Source organism: uncultured Psychroserpens sp., from assembly GCF_947501425.1.
In the GTDB taxonomy this organism is placed as follows: Bacteria; Bacteroidota; Bacteroidia; order Flavobacteriales; family Flavobacteriaceae; genus Psychroserpens.
In genome coordinates, this window is the sequence record NZ_CANMVN010000006.1 from 23,095 (window position 1) to 39,944 (window position 16,850).

Consider the following 16,850-nt stretch of genomic DNA (forward strand, 5'->3'; position numbering starts at 1 on the left):
CTAAATTGTTTTAGTAATTAATTCTTCCTTGATCGTTTCCTCTTGATTCTCTTCGTGTAAGAGCCTTACAAATATCCAGATAGAAGTAAATAGAATTAGACTGTTATCAAAATAGTTGTGCATGATCATTAAGATACCAACCATTGAAATGGTAAGCATAAGTTTATGTGGATCTGGAGTAAACTGCTCGACACTTCGTTTTAACATGAAAACATAAATACCTATCATCATGAGAAGCGGAAATATACCAGCTTCACCTAAAACCATTAAAAATGTGTTGTGTACGCCTTGTTTTGTAGGGTTTAAACCGCTCAACATTTGAAAACCATTACCAAAAAATGGGTTATTGGTAATTTGGTCATAGTACTCAGACCAGGTTTCTAATCTTGAACCTTGTTGAATAGTTGAGATACTGGATTCAGACTGGTCTGTAAAAAGCCCTTCAAATGCCGAAAACCGCACAGCATTAAATTTCAGTAAGCTGGCAAGACTTAATACAATTATTATAGCACCAGCACCTAAACCAAAAGTCAATGAATTTCTTCGATCTGCAATAACCGATATGACACTTATGACTAGCCAGAGTGAAATAAAAGTTCTTGAAAAGGTAATGATTCCAGCAAATGTGAGTACAAATTGTCCAAAGAGCCTCAGCTTTTTATTATCAATAACATAACTTAAACAATATCCAATGATACAAATAAAACCAGCGCCATTTGGATTTAGGTAAAATCCACTATAGCGACCATATCCATTGGGAAACGCTACTGCGTGAACAAGAATGCTCAAACTACCTAATATGGCAAGTATAAAGAACTCTTTCTTAGTGGTGTTTCTTGCTAATTCTGCACCTGATATTATTAGTATGATATATTTTATGAGTTTATATGTGAAATCTTCTACATCATTGACGAAAGTGTAACCACTAATTAAAAAATAGGAAATACCTAAAATTAGAAACGGAATTAACAATTTCCGTTTAGCACTTAACAAATAATACACCAATAGTAATCCATAAGTGAGATAACTCAACATACTACCAATAGATTGATCGTATGAGAAGAAACTTGGAATTCCCCATAGCAGCATTATTAAAGTGACGTATTTTAATAATTTCATAATACTTTCTTAAGTAGTCTAACAGGCATTGAAGCTAAGAAAATAAATAACGACACTAGGTATTTGCCAGTAGATAATTTTAGTTTTTTATCTGAAAAATACAACCTAGATTTAATGTATTCAAATGCTAAGCTACGGTAGAACTTATGTTTGATGATTTCAGATACAGAAACATCTTTTAAACCATAATATGAACTGTAGTAGTATCCTTTTGCCAATCGTTTTCTCGATTTTTTTGAATTGATCAAACTCACTTCAGAATAGTGAGCAGTGAGGTGAGCAATGTTAAAGCAGAGAAAATCATGCTTTTTATTAATTGTATTCCATGTATGACTTTCTCCAATATGGCAATTGGGTTGAGAATATAAAGGGTGTTTTTTCAAAATCTCTGTTCGCCAACTGTGCCATTTATCACCTGTTAATTGCTTATTTCTATTCAGAACACGTTGCTCAAAATTAACTTGCCATTTATCCTCCGGAAATGCATCACCTTTTACATTTCCGTCTTCATCAAGAACTAATGTCCATACAGCAGCTATATTACTTTTAGATGCATCAATCGAAGACCAGATCTCTTTTAGATCTTTTAAGGTGTTTGGTACAAAACTGTCGTCACTATCAACAATTATAGTGTATTTTCGATTACATTTCTGAAGTCCGAAATTTACAGCACTTGGTTTTCCTTGATTTGTGGGAAGTACATGGTACTGAATTTCCATTTTTGATTGCTTCATCCAATCTTCTACAAGCTCATGTGTATCATCTGAGCTGCAATCATCAACTATGATCCAAATAAAATCTTTACAAGATTGATTCAGTAGAGAGTTGTATACGCGATCTAGTGTATGTTTTCTATTATATGTAGGTGTTACAATGTTAAACATGCAATTTATTTAAGTGACTAATGTAAAGATATAAAATGATACTATTGATAATAGAAACCAAAGATGTTGAAAGTGCTAATCCGTAAACTCCCATAGTATCAATAAGTATATAGTTTAGTGTAAAGTTCATCACCAGAGATATTACCGATGTGAGTACCATAAAATAATTTTTATTTATTGAGGTTAGGAATTTCACCATGATGAGTCCTGTAACATATGAAGGAATCTGTAAAAGATACATCTGTTGAATTCTAGAAACAACCTCTGAATCTGATGCCGTAAAAGCGTTTCTTTCAAATACCAAACTTATAATAGGGAATGATAATAGAAGTAGGACTACCATTACTAGAGCGCTACCTAAAATCAAAAATTTCAGAATACGTTTTAATTTTTTAAAGGTTTCTTTTTTATTGTCAATAGCACTTTTTGAAAAATAGGGCAACAATACATTACCAAGAGCAATACCAAAGATGCCAATAGCAAAAGCAGGAATTTTAATTCCGTAATTCAAAGCTGCGATGGAACCAACAATTAATTGAGCAGAAAAAAATTGATCAACCAGAGGATTGATTCCAGTAAGTAAACTCGATGACAGTTTTGCAGGTAATTGCCTAATTAAGACCTTGATATTAACTGAGGCAAAGTCGGGTTTATTAAGGTGTAAAATATGTCGTTTGAGAGCGACAAACAGTAAAAACAAAAAGCTGAGAAAACTTCCTATTAATGTTCCTAATGCTAATACAATATTTCCTAATTCCTCCTTGAAAAAAAACAAGCAAATAATGATGGAAATAGGTGTGAATATTGTGGCTATTGAAGAATAGGTAAACTCGTCGTCAATAGTGAGCATTCCACTTATTAAGGACGAAAATCCCCAAAATAGAATACTTGGAGCAACGTAGTAAAACTGTACTTTAATGAGTTCGTAATACTGTTGGGTATGGCCTGCAAAAAAGGATTCCAGATACACATCTGTAAATAGGTAAGCGATTAGAAAGAAAAGTAGAGCAACAAAAATAGTAATGATAAAACTAGTACTTTGAAATGCACCATGGTTTTTCCCTGTTTTGAGCTCGCTTACATAATTTGGGATAAACACACTTTTAAACGATCCAAGAAAAACACCACTAATAAATGAAGGCACTAAAATAGCAATCAAAAAAGTGTCTAATAACTCAGAAAGGCCAAAGTTATCTGCAATAACGATCTCTTTAAAAAAACCAATTCCTCTAACAATTAATACAGTAATTCCAACTGTAATAACATTAGCAACAATAGGGTTTTTTAAAAATTTGTTTTTTAAATCTTTAAAACGAGATTTTGACAACAATTTAAGTGTTTTTAATAATGGTTACTTGAAAAATTTCCTAAACGGCCATAATAGTACAAATAAAAATTTTATAACAAAGGGATCAATAGATGTTGTGTAGTTTTTTAGGTTTAAATCTAAATATTTAGACTTTGACAGTAAAAAGTAGAGGTTTTTTAAAAAGAATTTAGGAGATGAGGTTGCATATGATTTGAAAAACCAATTACAAAGAACTGTATGATAGACTGCAGCTCCTAATGCGGTTTTATGTTTAGCACTTGATGAAATAGAGTTTTCAATATTGGTGTGATATATTCGCACTACAGTATTGATATATTTTGTTTTGTAGCCATGGGTTGCAAAGAGCGTCCAAATGATGCCTTCCATCATAAACCCATTTTCAATAAAGCAATCATTGAATTTGATACTCTGCAAATGTTTAGTACTTGTAAATCCCCATTTTTCACCTTTAATACGTTTAATTGCTGAAACTTCAAAGGGATCACTAATTAGTGGGCTTGTAGGGAATTCATCACCTATCATATTACCATTTTGATCTTTACACAATCCTGTGATTGCAATAATTGTTGTCTGTTCGTCTTTAGTTAAAACATCATACTCAGTTTTAAAAGTATCTAAAGCGTATGGTAAACATTCGTCATCAGCATCAAATGTGAGGAACAACTCTCCATTTGCTTGATCTATAGCTTGAAAAAAGCAAGCCATTTTATGCTTGTTCGTTTCGTTGTTGATATACTTAATAGTAAGAGGCGAGGACGTTACTATTTCAGAAATCACTTTATGCGATTCATCGGTGGAACCATCATTTATGATAATCCATTCAAAATCTTTGAATGTTTGTTTCAGTAAAGAATTGTGAACACGATCTATAGTGTTCTCTGCATTATAGACAGGTGTGAACACCGTAAAGGAATACTTAAAGCTTTTGCCCTGTATCTGCTTTAAACTTGGAATGTATTCTTTTATATCCATTAAAACTTTTAAAGATTTTTAAATATAATCAATGCATAAAAGTAAGTACAATTGTTGATTATTTATTCTCCATTTTGAAATTACTTTTTATGATAAACCCATCTGATTTTAGAACATAAATTCCTACAAACGTTAAAATTTTGTTGTTAAACGTCTTTTTCTATCATTTCGTCGTATTTATTACAATTGATTATTTACAAATAATGGAAATATAAAGCAATAAGTAGGAATAATACTTCAAAAAAATACATCTAATCGAATAATAAATACTTTAAACGTTTTTTTTGAATTTAATTCTATAGATTGCCAACATATTAAGCCCCAAATTAATAGAAAATGACATCCCCAAGACCCTACTACCATATACATGGTATTCAAGCTTATAGCTTAATTTTATTGTTTTTATTGATTTTTTTAACTCCCTCAACTTTTTTCGCTCAAGAGCAATTGGCATTCCCAACGGCTTCTGGAGCTGGGGCATATGCTACAGGAGGTAGAGGTAAGCCAGTCTATAAAGTTACTAATTTAAACAACTCCGGATCAGGAAGTTTCCGACAAGCATTAGAAGATACCAGAGACACTGATGGAGGTATTATTACATTCGAAGTCTCAGGTACTATCAACCTTACTAGTCAGATTTATTTCACAAACCAAGATAATATTACCATTGCTGGTCAAACAGCACCAGAAGGAGGTATAACTATTGCTAATTACAGATTGAGATTTCAAAATGTAAATAATCTCATAATGCGATATATTCGTATCAGACCAGGCTATTCACCATATCCTTCAACTGAGATTGATGCCTTTGAAATATTTAATTGTAGCAACTATATAATAGATCATTGTTCTTTCTCATGGGGAACAGATGAGGCAGCAGATAGTGGTAATGGAAGTAACTATACATGGCAAAGAAATTTATTTGCTGAAAGTAATAAAACAGGTATGATTATGGGTGGAGAACCACAATTGTCAGAAAACCTGAGTTTTATTAATAATATGTTTTATAACTGTAGCCACAGATTTCCAAATTTTCAATCTAATGGTAGAGTAGATGTTATAAATAATGTTGTATGGAATTGGAGAACACGAATGTCTGTTCCACAAGGTGGTTTTCAAGCTAACCACGTTAATAATTATTATGTTCACTTTAGAAGTGATCCACCAGCCGATCTTGATATTAGAGGAATGTTGTGGTATCCAAATCCAACAAATTTTCCAACCATATATACATCGGGTAATTATGTAAGTGATGTGCTAACAGATCCTAATGCAGACAACTGGCCAATGTGGCGTTTTAGATTCAATCCATCAGGTACAATTTACTCTGGAGCTGGAAATGAGAGTCCGCTTACTGAAGATTTTAGAACACTAACACCATTTACACAACTCGGAAATCCGTTTGAAATCCTATCTGCTGTAGATGCTTTTGATGATATCAAATATGATGTTGGAGTAAATGCTCGTTTATTGGCTAATGGAGATGTTGCAGATAACACTGATTTTCTAGACGATATTTATCTTACAAATGTTCAAAACGATGTTCTGGATCAATATACACAAGAAACTGTACTTAATACGCCTCATAGAACCGAATTTTTAAACTCTATCAGTACAACACCTATCAATACTCATCCAAGTAGTTATGATACAGATAATGATGGTATGCCAGATCAGTGGGAGTTGAATAACTTCGGAAATTTGGATAATAATGGTCAGTCAGACACCAATAATAATGGATACTCAGATATAGAGGATTTCTTAAATGGTGTTGATTTTGATACACAAGGTACTACTGGAAATGAAGTTAGTGTATCTGCAAATTTTGAAACTATTTGTGCTGGAGATGAAGTAACCTTAACTGCAACAGGAGCCGAAACCTATGCGTGGGATTACGACAATCAAACGTCATCAAGTTTTACTGTGGCCTTAACAGAAACAACAACATTTACAGTTACTGGAACACATTCTGATGATAGTACAACTGAAGCTTCAATTACAATTACAGTTAATGAGATTCCTACAGTAAATGCAGGAGAAGATGTAGCGATCTGTCAAGGGAGTTCAGTTACATTGACTGCTTCTGGCGGAACTTCTTATGAATGGAGTACAGGAGATACTTCATCGTCGATAACAGTTAATCCAAACGAAACAACCACCTATACTGTAGTCGCTACACAAAATGGTTGTGAAAGTATACCTGATGCAGTAGTGGTAACAGTTAATGATAGTCCTGTTGTTGATGCTGGCCCAAACGAAACTATATTTTTAGGAGAGAGTGTCACCTTAACAGCTACTGGAGCAGATTCTTATCTGTGGAGTACAGGTGAGACTACACAAAGTATAACTGTTAATCCAATTCAAGATACATCATACTCAGTTACAGGTACAACAAATAATTGTGAAGACACAGATACTGTAACCGTTTTTTTGCAAGATGACAGTGTCGATGCAAACGCTGGAATTGACACTGAGATTTGTAATGGAGAAACCGTTACACTTACAGCAACTGGAGGTTCAACGTATTTATGGAGTACAGGAGAAACAACACCATCAATAGAGGTGTCACCAACAGAAACTACTACCTATACAGTAACAGCATTTAGTGAATCTGGAAATAATTCAGAAGAGGATAGTGTCATCGTAACAGTTAACGATATACCTGTTGCAGATGCTGGAGAAGATGTTGATATCTGCTTCGGAAATGTAACAACCTTGACGGCTTCGGGAGGAACTTCTTATGTATGGAGCACTGGAGCGACCACACCTTCTATTACAGTTAGTCCTAATGATACGACAACTTATACTGTTGAAGTCTTTGAAAACAACTGCTCAAGTACTGATGAAGTGATTGTTACCGTTAATCAGATTCCAGATGTTAGTGCAGGAACCAATGTAACTATTGAGTTAGGCGAATCAGCGACATTAACTGCCACTGGTGCGGATACCTACTTATGGGAAACAGGTGCTACTTCAGCTAGTATTCAAGTAACTCCAACTGTAACCACAACTTATACTGTTACAGGATTTTCTAATGGGTGTGAAGCATCCGCAGATGTCACTGTGACTGTCCAATCTGAAACTGTTATAGCCAATGCTGGTGAGGATATCACAATATGTGAAGGAAGCACTACAACGCTTACAGCTACAGGTGGAGCAACTTATTTATGGAATACTGGTGAAACAACAGCAAGTATAGACGTATCACCAACAACTACAACAACATATACAGTAACTGCATTTAGTGAGTCTGGTAATCAGTCTGATGATGATACTGTAACAGTTACCGTTAATGCACTACCTATTGTAGATGCAGGTAGTGATGTTACAATAACTGAAGGAGAATCGACAACATTAACAGCTACTGGAGCAGCATCTTACTTATGGAGTACAGGTGAAACTACATCAAGTATTACAGTATCTCCAAATAGTACAGCAGTATATTCTGTAACAGGAACAACCAACGGTTGTGAATCTACAGATGAGATCACTGTAACTGTTGAAATAGAAAATGTAAATGCTAATGCAGGTAACGACGTTTCAATATGTGAAGGAAGCAGTACAACACTAACAGCTACAGGTGGAACAACCTATTTATGGAATACAGGTGAAACCACATCAAGTATTTCTGTATCACCTTCAGTAACAACAATATATACGGTAACAGCATTCAATACATCGCAAACTGCTTCAGATGAGGCTAGTGTTACTGTATCAGTCGATGAGTTGCCAGCAACAAATGCTGGAGCTGATATCACAATCACTGAAGGAGAATCAACGACTTTATCAGTTACAGGAGCAGAATCTTACTTGTGGAGTACTGGAGAAACAACATCTACTATTTCGGTTACACCAGAGGTAACGACAACATATACTGTTACAGGTTTTTCAAACCAATGTGAATTTACTGATGAAGTGACAGTTATTGTAGAGCCATTTGAATTTACAGCTAGTGCAGGTTCTGACCAAACTATTTGTCAAGGTTACGAAACAACATTAACAGCTTCTGAAGGCGATAGCTACTTATGGAGTACAGGTGAAACCACTCAGAGTATTACAGTAAATCCAGCCAATACGCAAACTTATTCTGTTACAGTATTCCAAGGGCAATATCAAGCTGACGCAGATGTTATGGTATCTGTAAATCCAAATCCAAATGTGGTGATATCAAACGGAGGAGAGGTTATGATACTAGAGGGTGAGTTTGTAACCTTATCTGCATCAGGTGCAAATACTTACCTTTGGAATAATGGTGCAACACAGCCGAATATTGCTGTAAGCCCATCATCAACAACTACTTATGAAGTTACAGGTTATGTAAATAATTGTGAAGATACTAAAGCTGTTATTGTAAATGTATTTGAAACAGTTGAAGCATATGCAGGAGAAGACCTAACGATTTGTTCTGAAGACACTGTGACCTTAACAGCTGAAGGTGGAGATGAGTATTTATGGAACACTGGAGAAACAACACAAAGTATTGAGGTAAGTCCTGATGAAGATACAGAGTATTCTGTTTTGGTGTATAATGCTTTAGACAGTGATGAAGCTACTGTTACGGTTTATGTTGACCAATGTAATGTGATTCAAACACCTCCGGAAAGTGAAGATTTCGATTTTGTAGTATTCCAGGAGCCAACAAGTGATCTTTTAAAAGTTAAAATAAATGGTTTACAAAATGTAACAGCTAAAGGCATTTCAATTTATGATATGTCTGGTAAGATTCTTTACACTGAATTATTTTCGCCTTCAGAATCGCAAAATCAATCTCAAATGGTGAGAGAAATAAATACGAGTCCGTATGCCAGAGGAATCTATATGGTAAGACTTATTTACGATGATACTAGTGTCATCAAAAAAATACCAATACGATAAAAAATTACTTGATGTTAGTTGGTAGAAACCATTGTTAGCGTTTTACGTTAGCAATGGTTTTTATTTTATAATAACCGACTGTACAGTTGCAGAAGAATCTGCCTCACAATTCTTCACACGAAGTTCTATAGCTTTATCGTTCAATTCGTTCTCTATTAGGTAGATCTTACAATCTTTAGGTTTTGTATCACTTTCAGAAAAGTTAACATCTCCACTTTTGATAAGCTTAGAAATGGCTAGGGTATCCAGATCGTAATTTTGCATTGCAGTTTGAGCTGCTTCAGAATAGAAACGCTTTTTTTTAGTACTGATGCTTTTAATAGTTCTGGCATTTGGTCCATAGGAACACGAGGCTTTTTTTCCTCCTAAAAAGAATGCTAATATAATAAGACCTATGGCAAAACCTCCCAAATAGTAACCTATTCGATGAATTAATTTCATATGATTGATGTTTTTTTCTTAGAAGATTAACAAGTTGACATCACTACAGTCGAGATCAAACCAATCTGCAACCGATTTATTGGTTAAAATTCCGTGGTAAAAATACAACCCATTTTTTAATCCGCGATCAAAACGTATGGCATTTTCTATACCACCATCTTCAGCAATCTTTAAGAGGTAAGGTGTAAAGATATTACTAATTGATACAGAGGCAGATCGAGAATATCTGGCAGGAATATTTGGTACACAATAATGTATGACACCATTATGAACGAAGGTTGGTTTATCATGGTTTGTGACTTCGCTAGTTTCAAAGCATCCTCCCATATCAATACTAACATCAATCACCACAGCACCAGTTTTCATGGTGTTGACCATAGCTTCAGTTACAACAATTGGTGACCTGTTTTTTCCTCGAATAGCACCAATAGCAACGTCACAGCGTTTCAAAGCTTTTACTAGATTTTTTGGCTGCATCGTTGAGGTATAAATGGTACGACCCAAATTAGATTGTACACAACGTAATTTAGTGATGGAATTATCGAATATTTTAACATTAGCACCGAGGCCTATTGCTGAACGAGCTGCAAACTCTCCAACTGTACCAGCGCCAAGAATAAGTACTTCGGTAGGTGGAACTCCGCTGATATTTCCAAACATGAGTCCGTTGCCACCATTAACATTAGATAGTAACTCTGAAGCGATTAGGATAGAGGCTGTACCTGCAATTTCACTAAGTGATCGAACAGCAGGATAGGCACCATCATCATCTTTAATAAACTCAAAGGCTAAGGCAGTAATTCGTTTTGATGCTAGAGCTTCGAAGTATTTTTTATGTTGCGTTTTAAGTTGTAACGCAGAAATCAGCAAGGTTTGCGGATTAATCATTTCCACTTCATCCAGTGAAGGGGGTTCTACTTTAAGTATGATAGGGCAGGAGAATACTTTTTTAGTATCGTTAGTAACTTCAGCGCCAGCTTCGCTATACGCTTTATCATTAAAATTAGCACCTTTCCCAGCACCAGATTCGATCATTACGCGATGACCGTTAGACACTAATGCAGATACAGCATCAGGTGTAAGACAAACACGTTTTTCCTGAAAGTGAGTTTCTTTCGGAATTCCGATAAAAAGATCGCCTTTCTTTTTATAAACTTCAAGCGTTTCTTCTTGTGGTAACAATTGTGCTTTGGTAAAAGGAGATAATGATTTGCTCATTGACTTATGAATTGGAAATTCAAATTACAAATAAAAATTCATTTTTTACAAAATAAGTTTCTTATATTCGTTGTAGACAATTTTCTATGAACAAATGGTTTTCAGAAATAAAATTGAATTAGTTGATATTATTGTAATAGTGCTAATAGCACTTTCACCTTATATTTTTTATGTACAATATTTGTTGCCAGATTCAGAGTTGAAAAGATTTATTATTGAATATGGGAATGATTTAGATACAGTTTTATGGTTTTGTGCCATTAAGATTCATTTAATAGTTCTTTTACTAATTTGGTATTTCACATGTAAACATTGGTGGAGGATTTCAATTTTGATTCCTTTAATTCTGGAAATATTTAAGCTTATTGGACTTTTTAATACTAATGTGGATACTTTTGATGAAGTTGATTTTATTATAAGTTTTCCCGTTACTATTCCAATTATCTTTTTGGTGTTTTTTTTATTAAACAAACTGCGATTATACTCTAAATCGAGAATTCTAATTGACGAGCTTAATGAAGAGATAGAATCCGTTTTTAGTCAAGTATCGTCTAATAACCAATCGATAATTGGGCGAATAGAAAAAGATTTTCTGATTTTAAAAGAGAATAGAAAGCAATATAGTAAAGAAGATTATTTGAATAAATTACTAAAACTACATAATAGGTTTAATGATGGATAGGGAGCTTAGTAAAGATGTAATAGTAATTTTTTTAGTTATAGCTTCTCCTTTTGGGTTCTTCTTGTATTTGTTATCACCTAATGATGCCCAAATCTGGTCTACAAAATATTTTGTAATTGATGCTGGTTATTTTGAAGATATTCAGAATTTTTTATGGATTTTTAATTATAAGTTATTAGTCATTTTATTGATTTCTATTTGGTTTCTAACCTGTAAGAATTGGTGGAGGTTGGTTGTATTAATCCCATTATCTTTTGAAATTTACAAATTCCTTAGTTTCATCAATGATAGAAATAATTATTTTTCAGATTTAGATTTCAATATTTCATTATTTATCATAATACCATATTGCCTTAGTTTATTTACTCTATCTAAACTATTTGGATATTATTCAAAAAAGAACAACTCTAAATCTGAATTACACAATGAGATTAACAATCAAATGAATGAACTATCACGATTTAGAAAAAAAGAATTTAAATATATAGATAAGGAATTTAAAGCTCTAAAGACACATAAAGATTATTTAGAAAGCAAAGAATACTTATCAAGATTAATTAGGCTAAGAGATAAACTAAGTAGCTAATCTTTTGTATTGTTGATTTCTGATAAAATTTCATCCAAAAGTGCTTTCTTTTCATCAGACCACTGTGATTTAAGTTTATCATCGATGAAGGTCTCAATCTCTTGCTTGCTTCTTACTTTTGGTCGAGACGGTTGGTCTACAAACATATTGCCTTTACCTGTAATTAGCCATACTAAATTAATTTGAGGGTATTCTTTGACAATACGCTCTATAACGTCACTGCCTACAGAAGCATTGTTTTTTTGCATTCGCAATATGTAACCATTTGCGGTGCCTATAGAGAGGTCAAATTGCCTGGCACTCATATTAAGTGCAGAAATAACCTGCATAATTCTATTAATTGTTTTACTCATAGTTAACTAGGGAGAATTAGTATGTTATGATAATTAAATATATACAAATGTAATTTTTTTTTGCCAAAACAAATAATTGTAGATTATTTTCTAAATTGATTTCTAATAAAAAAGCACAAATAACTAGTTATTTGTGCTTTTTTATTAGAAATGTCAAAGTTTAAAAATATTGTTTTACTTTGCCCCAAACTCCTTTCGGTTTCATCATAAATTCATCTTCTAATTCTTGCATTGTTTTATTAACCTCATTTAGTCTATTAAACATTTTTGCTCGTATTAAATAGATAGATGGTATTACAAGTGCCATTATTGGAAGCATGTATATAAGCTGGAATTCGTCTACATGAGTAGTATCACCGTTTATTGTACCAACGATTTGAAAAATATACATAACAATTGGCACTAAAAGAGCGTGATACCACCAATTTCTATTTGTGAAAAACCAAATTAATAATAATAATAAAGGGATGAACTTACCAGTTAATACCCACATTGCATATTGCGCATCTTCCCATAGAAGACTATCGTAAGTAAACAAAAAAGTGTCCCATACCTTTTCGGCAGGAACACTTTCATGTAATGAAAATAATAAGGGAGTCGAAGCTATAATTGTACCAAGAATACTTCCTACAACTGCACGACTACTTACATTAATATTTTTATTATGTGTTTTTGATAAGCTTTCGCTTTTTCTTTTCGATTTCGGTTTTAACTTGTCCATCTAGGTTGATTAAATCAGTTGCGTGAGCAGTGAACAACATACCACCGAAAATCGCGATTGCTAGTACGTACTTTTTAGTCTTCATAATATAAGGGATTAAATTAATTAATTACTCAAATATAAGCAGCACTTACATTTTGAATAGTTAAATCGACTGTTAAAAACAGCCCTAATAATCACTTATAGTTACGGTTTTTCCGTAATTTCTAACAATGACGTGGTGTTAGGTTGCCAATTTATTTTCTAAATTTTGTACTGCTCCATAGCGTTTTTCTGGGTTAATGTTGTGTTCTGGCTCAATTTGAGGGATCTTGAGGTCTCGTTTTTATGATAAATCTCAATACAATTTACGTCTTCTGGTAATAAATTTTTAGCGTTTTCAGGCCACTCAATTAACACCCAATTTGAGGTGTATAAGTAGTCTTCAAAACCAAAATTCAAGGCGTCTTCTTCATCATTAATTCGATACAAATCAAAATGATAAATAGCATTGTCTTTTGTAACATATTCATTGACGATAGAAAATGTAGGACTACTCACTTCATCATTACTGCCAAGTGCTTTTACAATGGCTTTGATGAGCGTAGTCTTACCAACTCCCATATCGCCATAGAACAATAGTGTTTTAGAACTAACATGCTCTAAAATCTGTTGCGCTACAGCGTCAATGTCTTCAATTTGATATGTTATTTCCAATAATTTTGACATATTACTTGAGTCTGTCAAAAAAGTTTTATCCTAATTTGACGAGCAATAATAAGCAATATTTATCAAAAAAACTAGAAAAAAGTGTATTTCGTCGGATTTTTTTGCAATACATGGATTTGTTAACAGTCGGGAAATCAATGAATTTTCGACCTATTTCGGATTCATTACCACAAATGGAATGATCATTTCTTCTAACGAAACTCCTCCATGCTGATAGGTGTTTCGGTAATAACTCACATAATGATTGTAGTTGTTTGGATACGCTAAGAAGTAATCGCTTTTTGCAAAAATAAAGGAGCTACTCATCGTTATAGCTGGTAACTTTATGGCTTTTGGGTCTTTTGCAACCAGAACTTCGCGGTCCTCATAGGTTAAACTTCTTCCTGTTTTATATCTCAAATTCAAACTGGTATCACGATCGCCAATAACCTTCGAAGGATTCTTAACATTAATAGTTCCGTGATCCGTAGTTAGAATAAGCTTAAACCCTAAATTTTGAGCTTGCTGGATCATCTCTAAAAGTGGTGAATTCTTAAACCAGCTCACTGTTAAAGATCGGTATGCCTTGTCATTTGACGCTAGTTCCTTGACTACATCCATTTCAGTTTTTGAGTGAGATAACATATCCACAAAATTGTAAACCACAACAGAGAGATCATTATCCTTGAGTGTTTTAAAATTTTCAACCAGTTTTTTACCTGCTCTTAAATTGGTAATCTTATGATACTCTGTTTTAAAATGTTGCAACCCTAAACGCTTCATTTGTGCTTCTAAGAATTCGGCTTCATGCATATTTTTCCCGCCTTCATCAATATCATTTTTCCAGAGATCGGGATGCTTCTTTTCCATGTCTAAAGGCATTAATCCCGAGAAAATAGCGTTTCTCGCATATTGCGTAGCTGTTGGTAAAATACTATAAAATGGAATTTCAGAATCTTTTTTGTAGTAGTTGTTGACTATGGGTTCAAATGCTTTCCATTGGTCATATCGTAAATTATCAATTACAATTAGTAATGTAGGCTGATCCTTACTTAATTCTGGTACAACCTTGTCTTTAAATAAATTGTGGGATAGTGTTGGTGCATCAGCATTTTGATCAAACCAATCTGGATAATTTTTATCAATAAACTTCCCAAATTGTACATTAGCTTCATTTTTTTGAGATTCCAAAATCTCTGTCATGCCAACATCTTCAATGTCTTCAAGCTGTAATTCCCAATAGATAAGTTTCTGATATAAGTCGCTCCATTCTTCGTAAGTGTTCACCATAGACATATCCATGGCAATCTTTCTAAATTCCTGCTGATAGTTGGATGTTGTTTTTTCTGAAACAAGCCTAGAGTGATCCAAATTCTTTTTCAAACTCAATAAGATCTGGTTAGGATTTACAGGCTTGATCAAATAATCGGCAATTTTATTTCCGATAGCTTCTTCCATAATATATTCTTCTTCACTCTTTGTGATCATCACCACAGGAAGATTAGCACGACGTTCTTTGATTTCATTTAAGGTCTCTAGCCCTGTTAATCCTGGCATATTTTCATCTAAGAACACAATATCAAAGTTAGTGTCGTCAATAATTTCAATAGCTTCTGTACCACTTTGACACGTTGTGACATTATATTGTTTTTGTTCCAGAAAGATGATATGAGGTTTTAAAAGGTCGATTTCGTCGTCAACCCAAAGAATATTTATAGTGTTCATGTATATTTGTTTAAAATTAATGTAAAAGCTTAGCGTTTGAAGACCAACAACAAACTTAAAATCTTTAACGACCCAATTTACGGATTTATTACTATTCCAAATTCGGATATTTTCGATTTAATTGAACACAGATACTTTCAGCGATTGCGTCGCATCTCTCAAATGGGATTGTCATATTTGGTATATCCTGGTGCGCACCACACGCGTTTTCATCATGCTATTGGTTGTATGCATTTGATGCAAAAAGCTGTCAATGTTCTTCGTTTTAAGGAGGTTAGCATTTCCGAAGCGGAAGAAAAAGCACTTTATATTGCAATATTATTACATGATATTGGTCACGGCCCATTCTCACATGCGATGGAACATAGCATCGTAAATGGTATATCACATGAAGAGATATCGATGCGATTCATGGAAAAACTCAATCAAGAATTTAACGGAAGTTTAACGCTGGCCATTCAAATCTTTAAAGGAAATTACCACAGACCCTTTTTGTGTGAGCTGATTTCAAGTCAGTTTGACATGGATAGAGCCGATTATTTAAAACGCGATAGTTTTTATACAGGTGTAGCGGAAGGGAATATCAATAGCGAACGTTTAATTACTATGCTCAATGTAGTTGATGATAAATTGGTTGTAGAAGAAAAAGGTATTTATAGTGTTGAAAAGTTTTTAGTAGCCAGACGTTTTATGTATTGGCAAGTCTATCTTCATAAGACAGGCCTTGTAGCCGAACAATTACTGACTCGTGTTTTAAAACGAGCTAAAGAACTCACCAATGCTGGTGTGCATCTTAGGGCTAGTGATGCTTTGGATTTCTTTTTAAAAAATGAGATTACTGCCAAAAATTTTGATGATAACACCCTTGAGATTTTTTCAAGATTGGACGATACGGATATTATGGCTGCAATGAAAGATTGGCAATACCATGATGATTTCATTCTAAAAAACCTCTGTGAGATGATCATAAATAGAGAGCTTTTGAAGATAAAATTGAAGAATAAACCTATAAAGGCTTCTACACTAAACAAGCATATAAGTAGCCTTACTGAGCGCTATAATATTTCAAATGAAGATGCAAAATACTTTGTGTTTACTGATGAAATCTCAAACCAGGCGTATCAATCAAAAAAGCAGAATATTAAGATATTACAAAAAACAGGAAAAGTTGTAGATATCACAAAAGCATCAGATCAATTTAGTATCAAAGCCTTATCTAAACCTGTAACTAAATATTATATCTGTTATCCTAAATAA

14 protein-coding genes are annotated in these 16,850 nt (G+C 33.6%); 4 read left to right on the top strand and 10 right to left on the bottom strand.

Features of this window, described 5'->3' with window-relative positions; genetic code table 11:
• The 4 genes from Q0951_RS10080 to Q0951_RS10095 are packed head-to-tail and all read right to left on the bottom strand — an operon-like array spanning position 1 to position 4,305.
• Positions 1 to 1,119 (bottom strand): O-antigen ligase, encoded by a 1,119-nt coding sequence (locus tag Q0951_RS10080; RefSeq protein WP_299336508.1) that lies wholly within the window; start codon positions 1,117 to 1,119, stop codon positions 1 to 3.
• Positions 1,116 to 2,003, bottom strand: coding sequence for a glycosyltransferase family 2 protein (locus Q0951_RS10085; protein WP_299336510.1), 888 nt, complete (start codon positions 2,001 to 2,003; stop codon positions 1,116 to 1,118). Before Q0951_RS10085 ends, Q0951_RS10080 begins: the two co-directional genes overlap by 4 nt.
• The gene (gene murJ, locus Q0951_RS10090) at positions 1,996 to 3,330 is read right to left on the bottom strand and encodes a murein biosynthesis integral membrane protein MurJ (RefSeq protein WP_299336512.1); all 1,335 of its coding nucleotides are present in this window, start codon (positions 3,328 to 3,330) and stop codon (positions 1,996 to 1,998) included. The genes Q0951_RS10085 and murJ overlap by 8 nt, the downstream gene beginning before the upstream one ends.
• 24 nt (positions 3,331 to 3,354) lie before the next feature.
• A complete protein-coding gene (locus Q0951_RS10095) occupies positions 3,355 to 4,305 on the bottom strand; it encodes a glycosyltransferase family 2 protein (protein ID WP_299336514.1) in 951 nt (316 codons plus the stop codon).
• Positions 4,306 to 4,641: 336 nt separating this feature from the next.
• Here Q0951_RS10095 and Q0951_RS10100 point away from each other — a divergent pair, with 336 nt between their 5' ends.
• Entirely contained in the window at positions 4,642 to 9,180 is a 4,539-nt protein-coding gene (locus Q0951_RS10100; protein WP_299336515.1) for a T9SS type A sorting domain-containing protein, read from the top strand.
• A gap of 60 nt (positions 9,181 to 9,240) precedes the next feature.
• Here the strand turns inward: Q0951_RS10100 and Q0951_RS10105 are convergent, their stop codons facing one another.
• Complete coding sequence (locus Q0951_RS10105) at positions 9,241 to 9,621, bottom strand: hypothetical protein (protein ID WP_299336517.1); 381 nt, start codon at positions 9,619 to 9,621, stop codon at positions 9,241 to 9,243.
• 18 nt (positions 9,622 to 9,639) lie between these two features.
• Positions 9,640 to 10,839 (bottom strand): alanine dehydrogenase, encoded by a 1,200-nt coding sequence (locus tag Q0951_RS10110; RefSeq protein WP_299336519.1) that lies wholly within the window; start codon positions 10,837 to 10,839, stop codon positions 9,640 to 9,642.
• Between the two features lie 331 nt (positions 10,840 to 11,170).
• Between Q0951_RS10110 and Q0951_RS10115 the strand changes: the two genes are divergently transcribed.
• A complete protein-coding gene (locus Q0951_RS10115; RefSeq protein ID WP_299336520.1) occupies positions 11,171 to 11,521 on the top strand; it encodes a hypothetical protein in 351 nt (116 codons plus the stop codon).
• Positions 11,511 to 12,107 (top strand): hypothetical protein, encoded by a 597-nt coding sequence (locus tag Q0951_RS10120; RefSeq protein WP_299336522.1) that lies wholly within the window; start codon positions 11,511 to 11,513, stop codon positions 12,105 to 12,107. Before Q0951_RS10115 ends, Q0951_RS10120 begins: the two co-directional genes overlap by 11 nt.
• Here Q0951_RS10120 and Q0951_RS10125 read toward each other — a convergent pair.
• The 4 genes from Q0951_RS10125 to Q0951_RS10140 all read right to left on the bottom strand — a co-directional run bounded on the left by Q0951_RS10125 (position 12,104) and on the right by Q0951_RS10140 (position 15,593).
• Positions 12,104 to 12,460: a hypothetical protein gene (locus tag Q0951_RS10125; protein WP_299336524.1), complete on the bottom strand. Its 357-nt coding sequence runs from the start codon at positions 12,458 to 12,460 to the stop codon at positions 12,104 to 12,106. The genes Q0951_RS10120 and Q0951_RS10125 overlap by 4 nt on opposite strands.
• A gap of 160 nt (positions 12,461 to 12,620) precedes the next feature.
• Positions 12,621 to 13,181 carry a hypothetical protein gene (locus Q0951_RS10130; protein ID WP_299336526.1) on the bottom strand — a complete coding sequence of 187 codons (561 nt, stop codon included), beginning with the start codon at positions 13,179 to 13,181 and terminating at the stop codon, positions 12,621 to 12,623.
• A 243-nt stretch (positions 13,182 to 13,424) separates the two neighbouring features.
• A complete protein-coding gene (gene tsaE / locus Q0951_RS10135) occupies positions 13,425 to 13,889 on the bottom strand; it encodes a tRNA (adenosine(37)-N6)-threonylcarbamoyltransferase complex ATPase subunit type 1 TsaE (RefSeq protein ID WP_299336528.1) in 465 nt (154 codons plus the stop codon).
• Positions 13,890 to 14,039: 150 nt separating this feature from the next.
• On the bottom strand, positions 14,040 to 15,593 hold the full coding sequence (locus tag Q0951_RS10140) for a bifunctional response regulator/alkaline phosphatase family protein (RefSeq protein WP_299336529.1): 1,554 nt from the start codon (positions 15,591 to 15,593) through the stop codon (positions 14,040 to 14,042).
• A 36-nt stretch (positions 15,594 to 15,629) separates the two neighbouring features.
• On the opposite strand from Q0951_RS10140, the gene Q0951_RS10145 reads away from it, so the two are divergent.
• Positions 15,630 to 16,850 (top strand): HD domain-containing protein, encoded by a 1,221-nt coding sequence (locus Q0951_RS10145; protein WP_299336531.1) that lies wholly within the window; start codon positions 15,630 to 15,632, stop codon positions 16,848 to 16,850.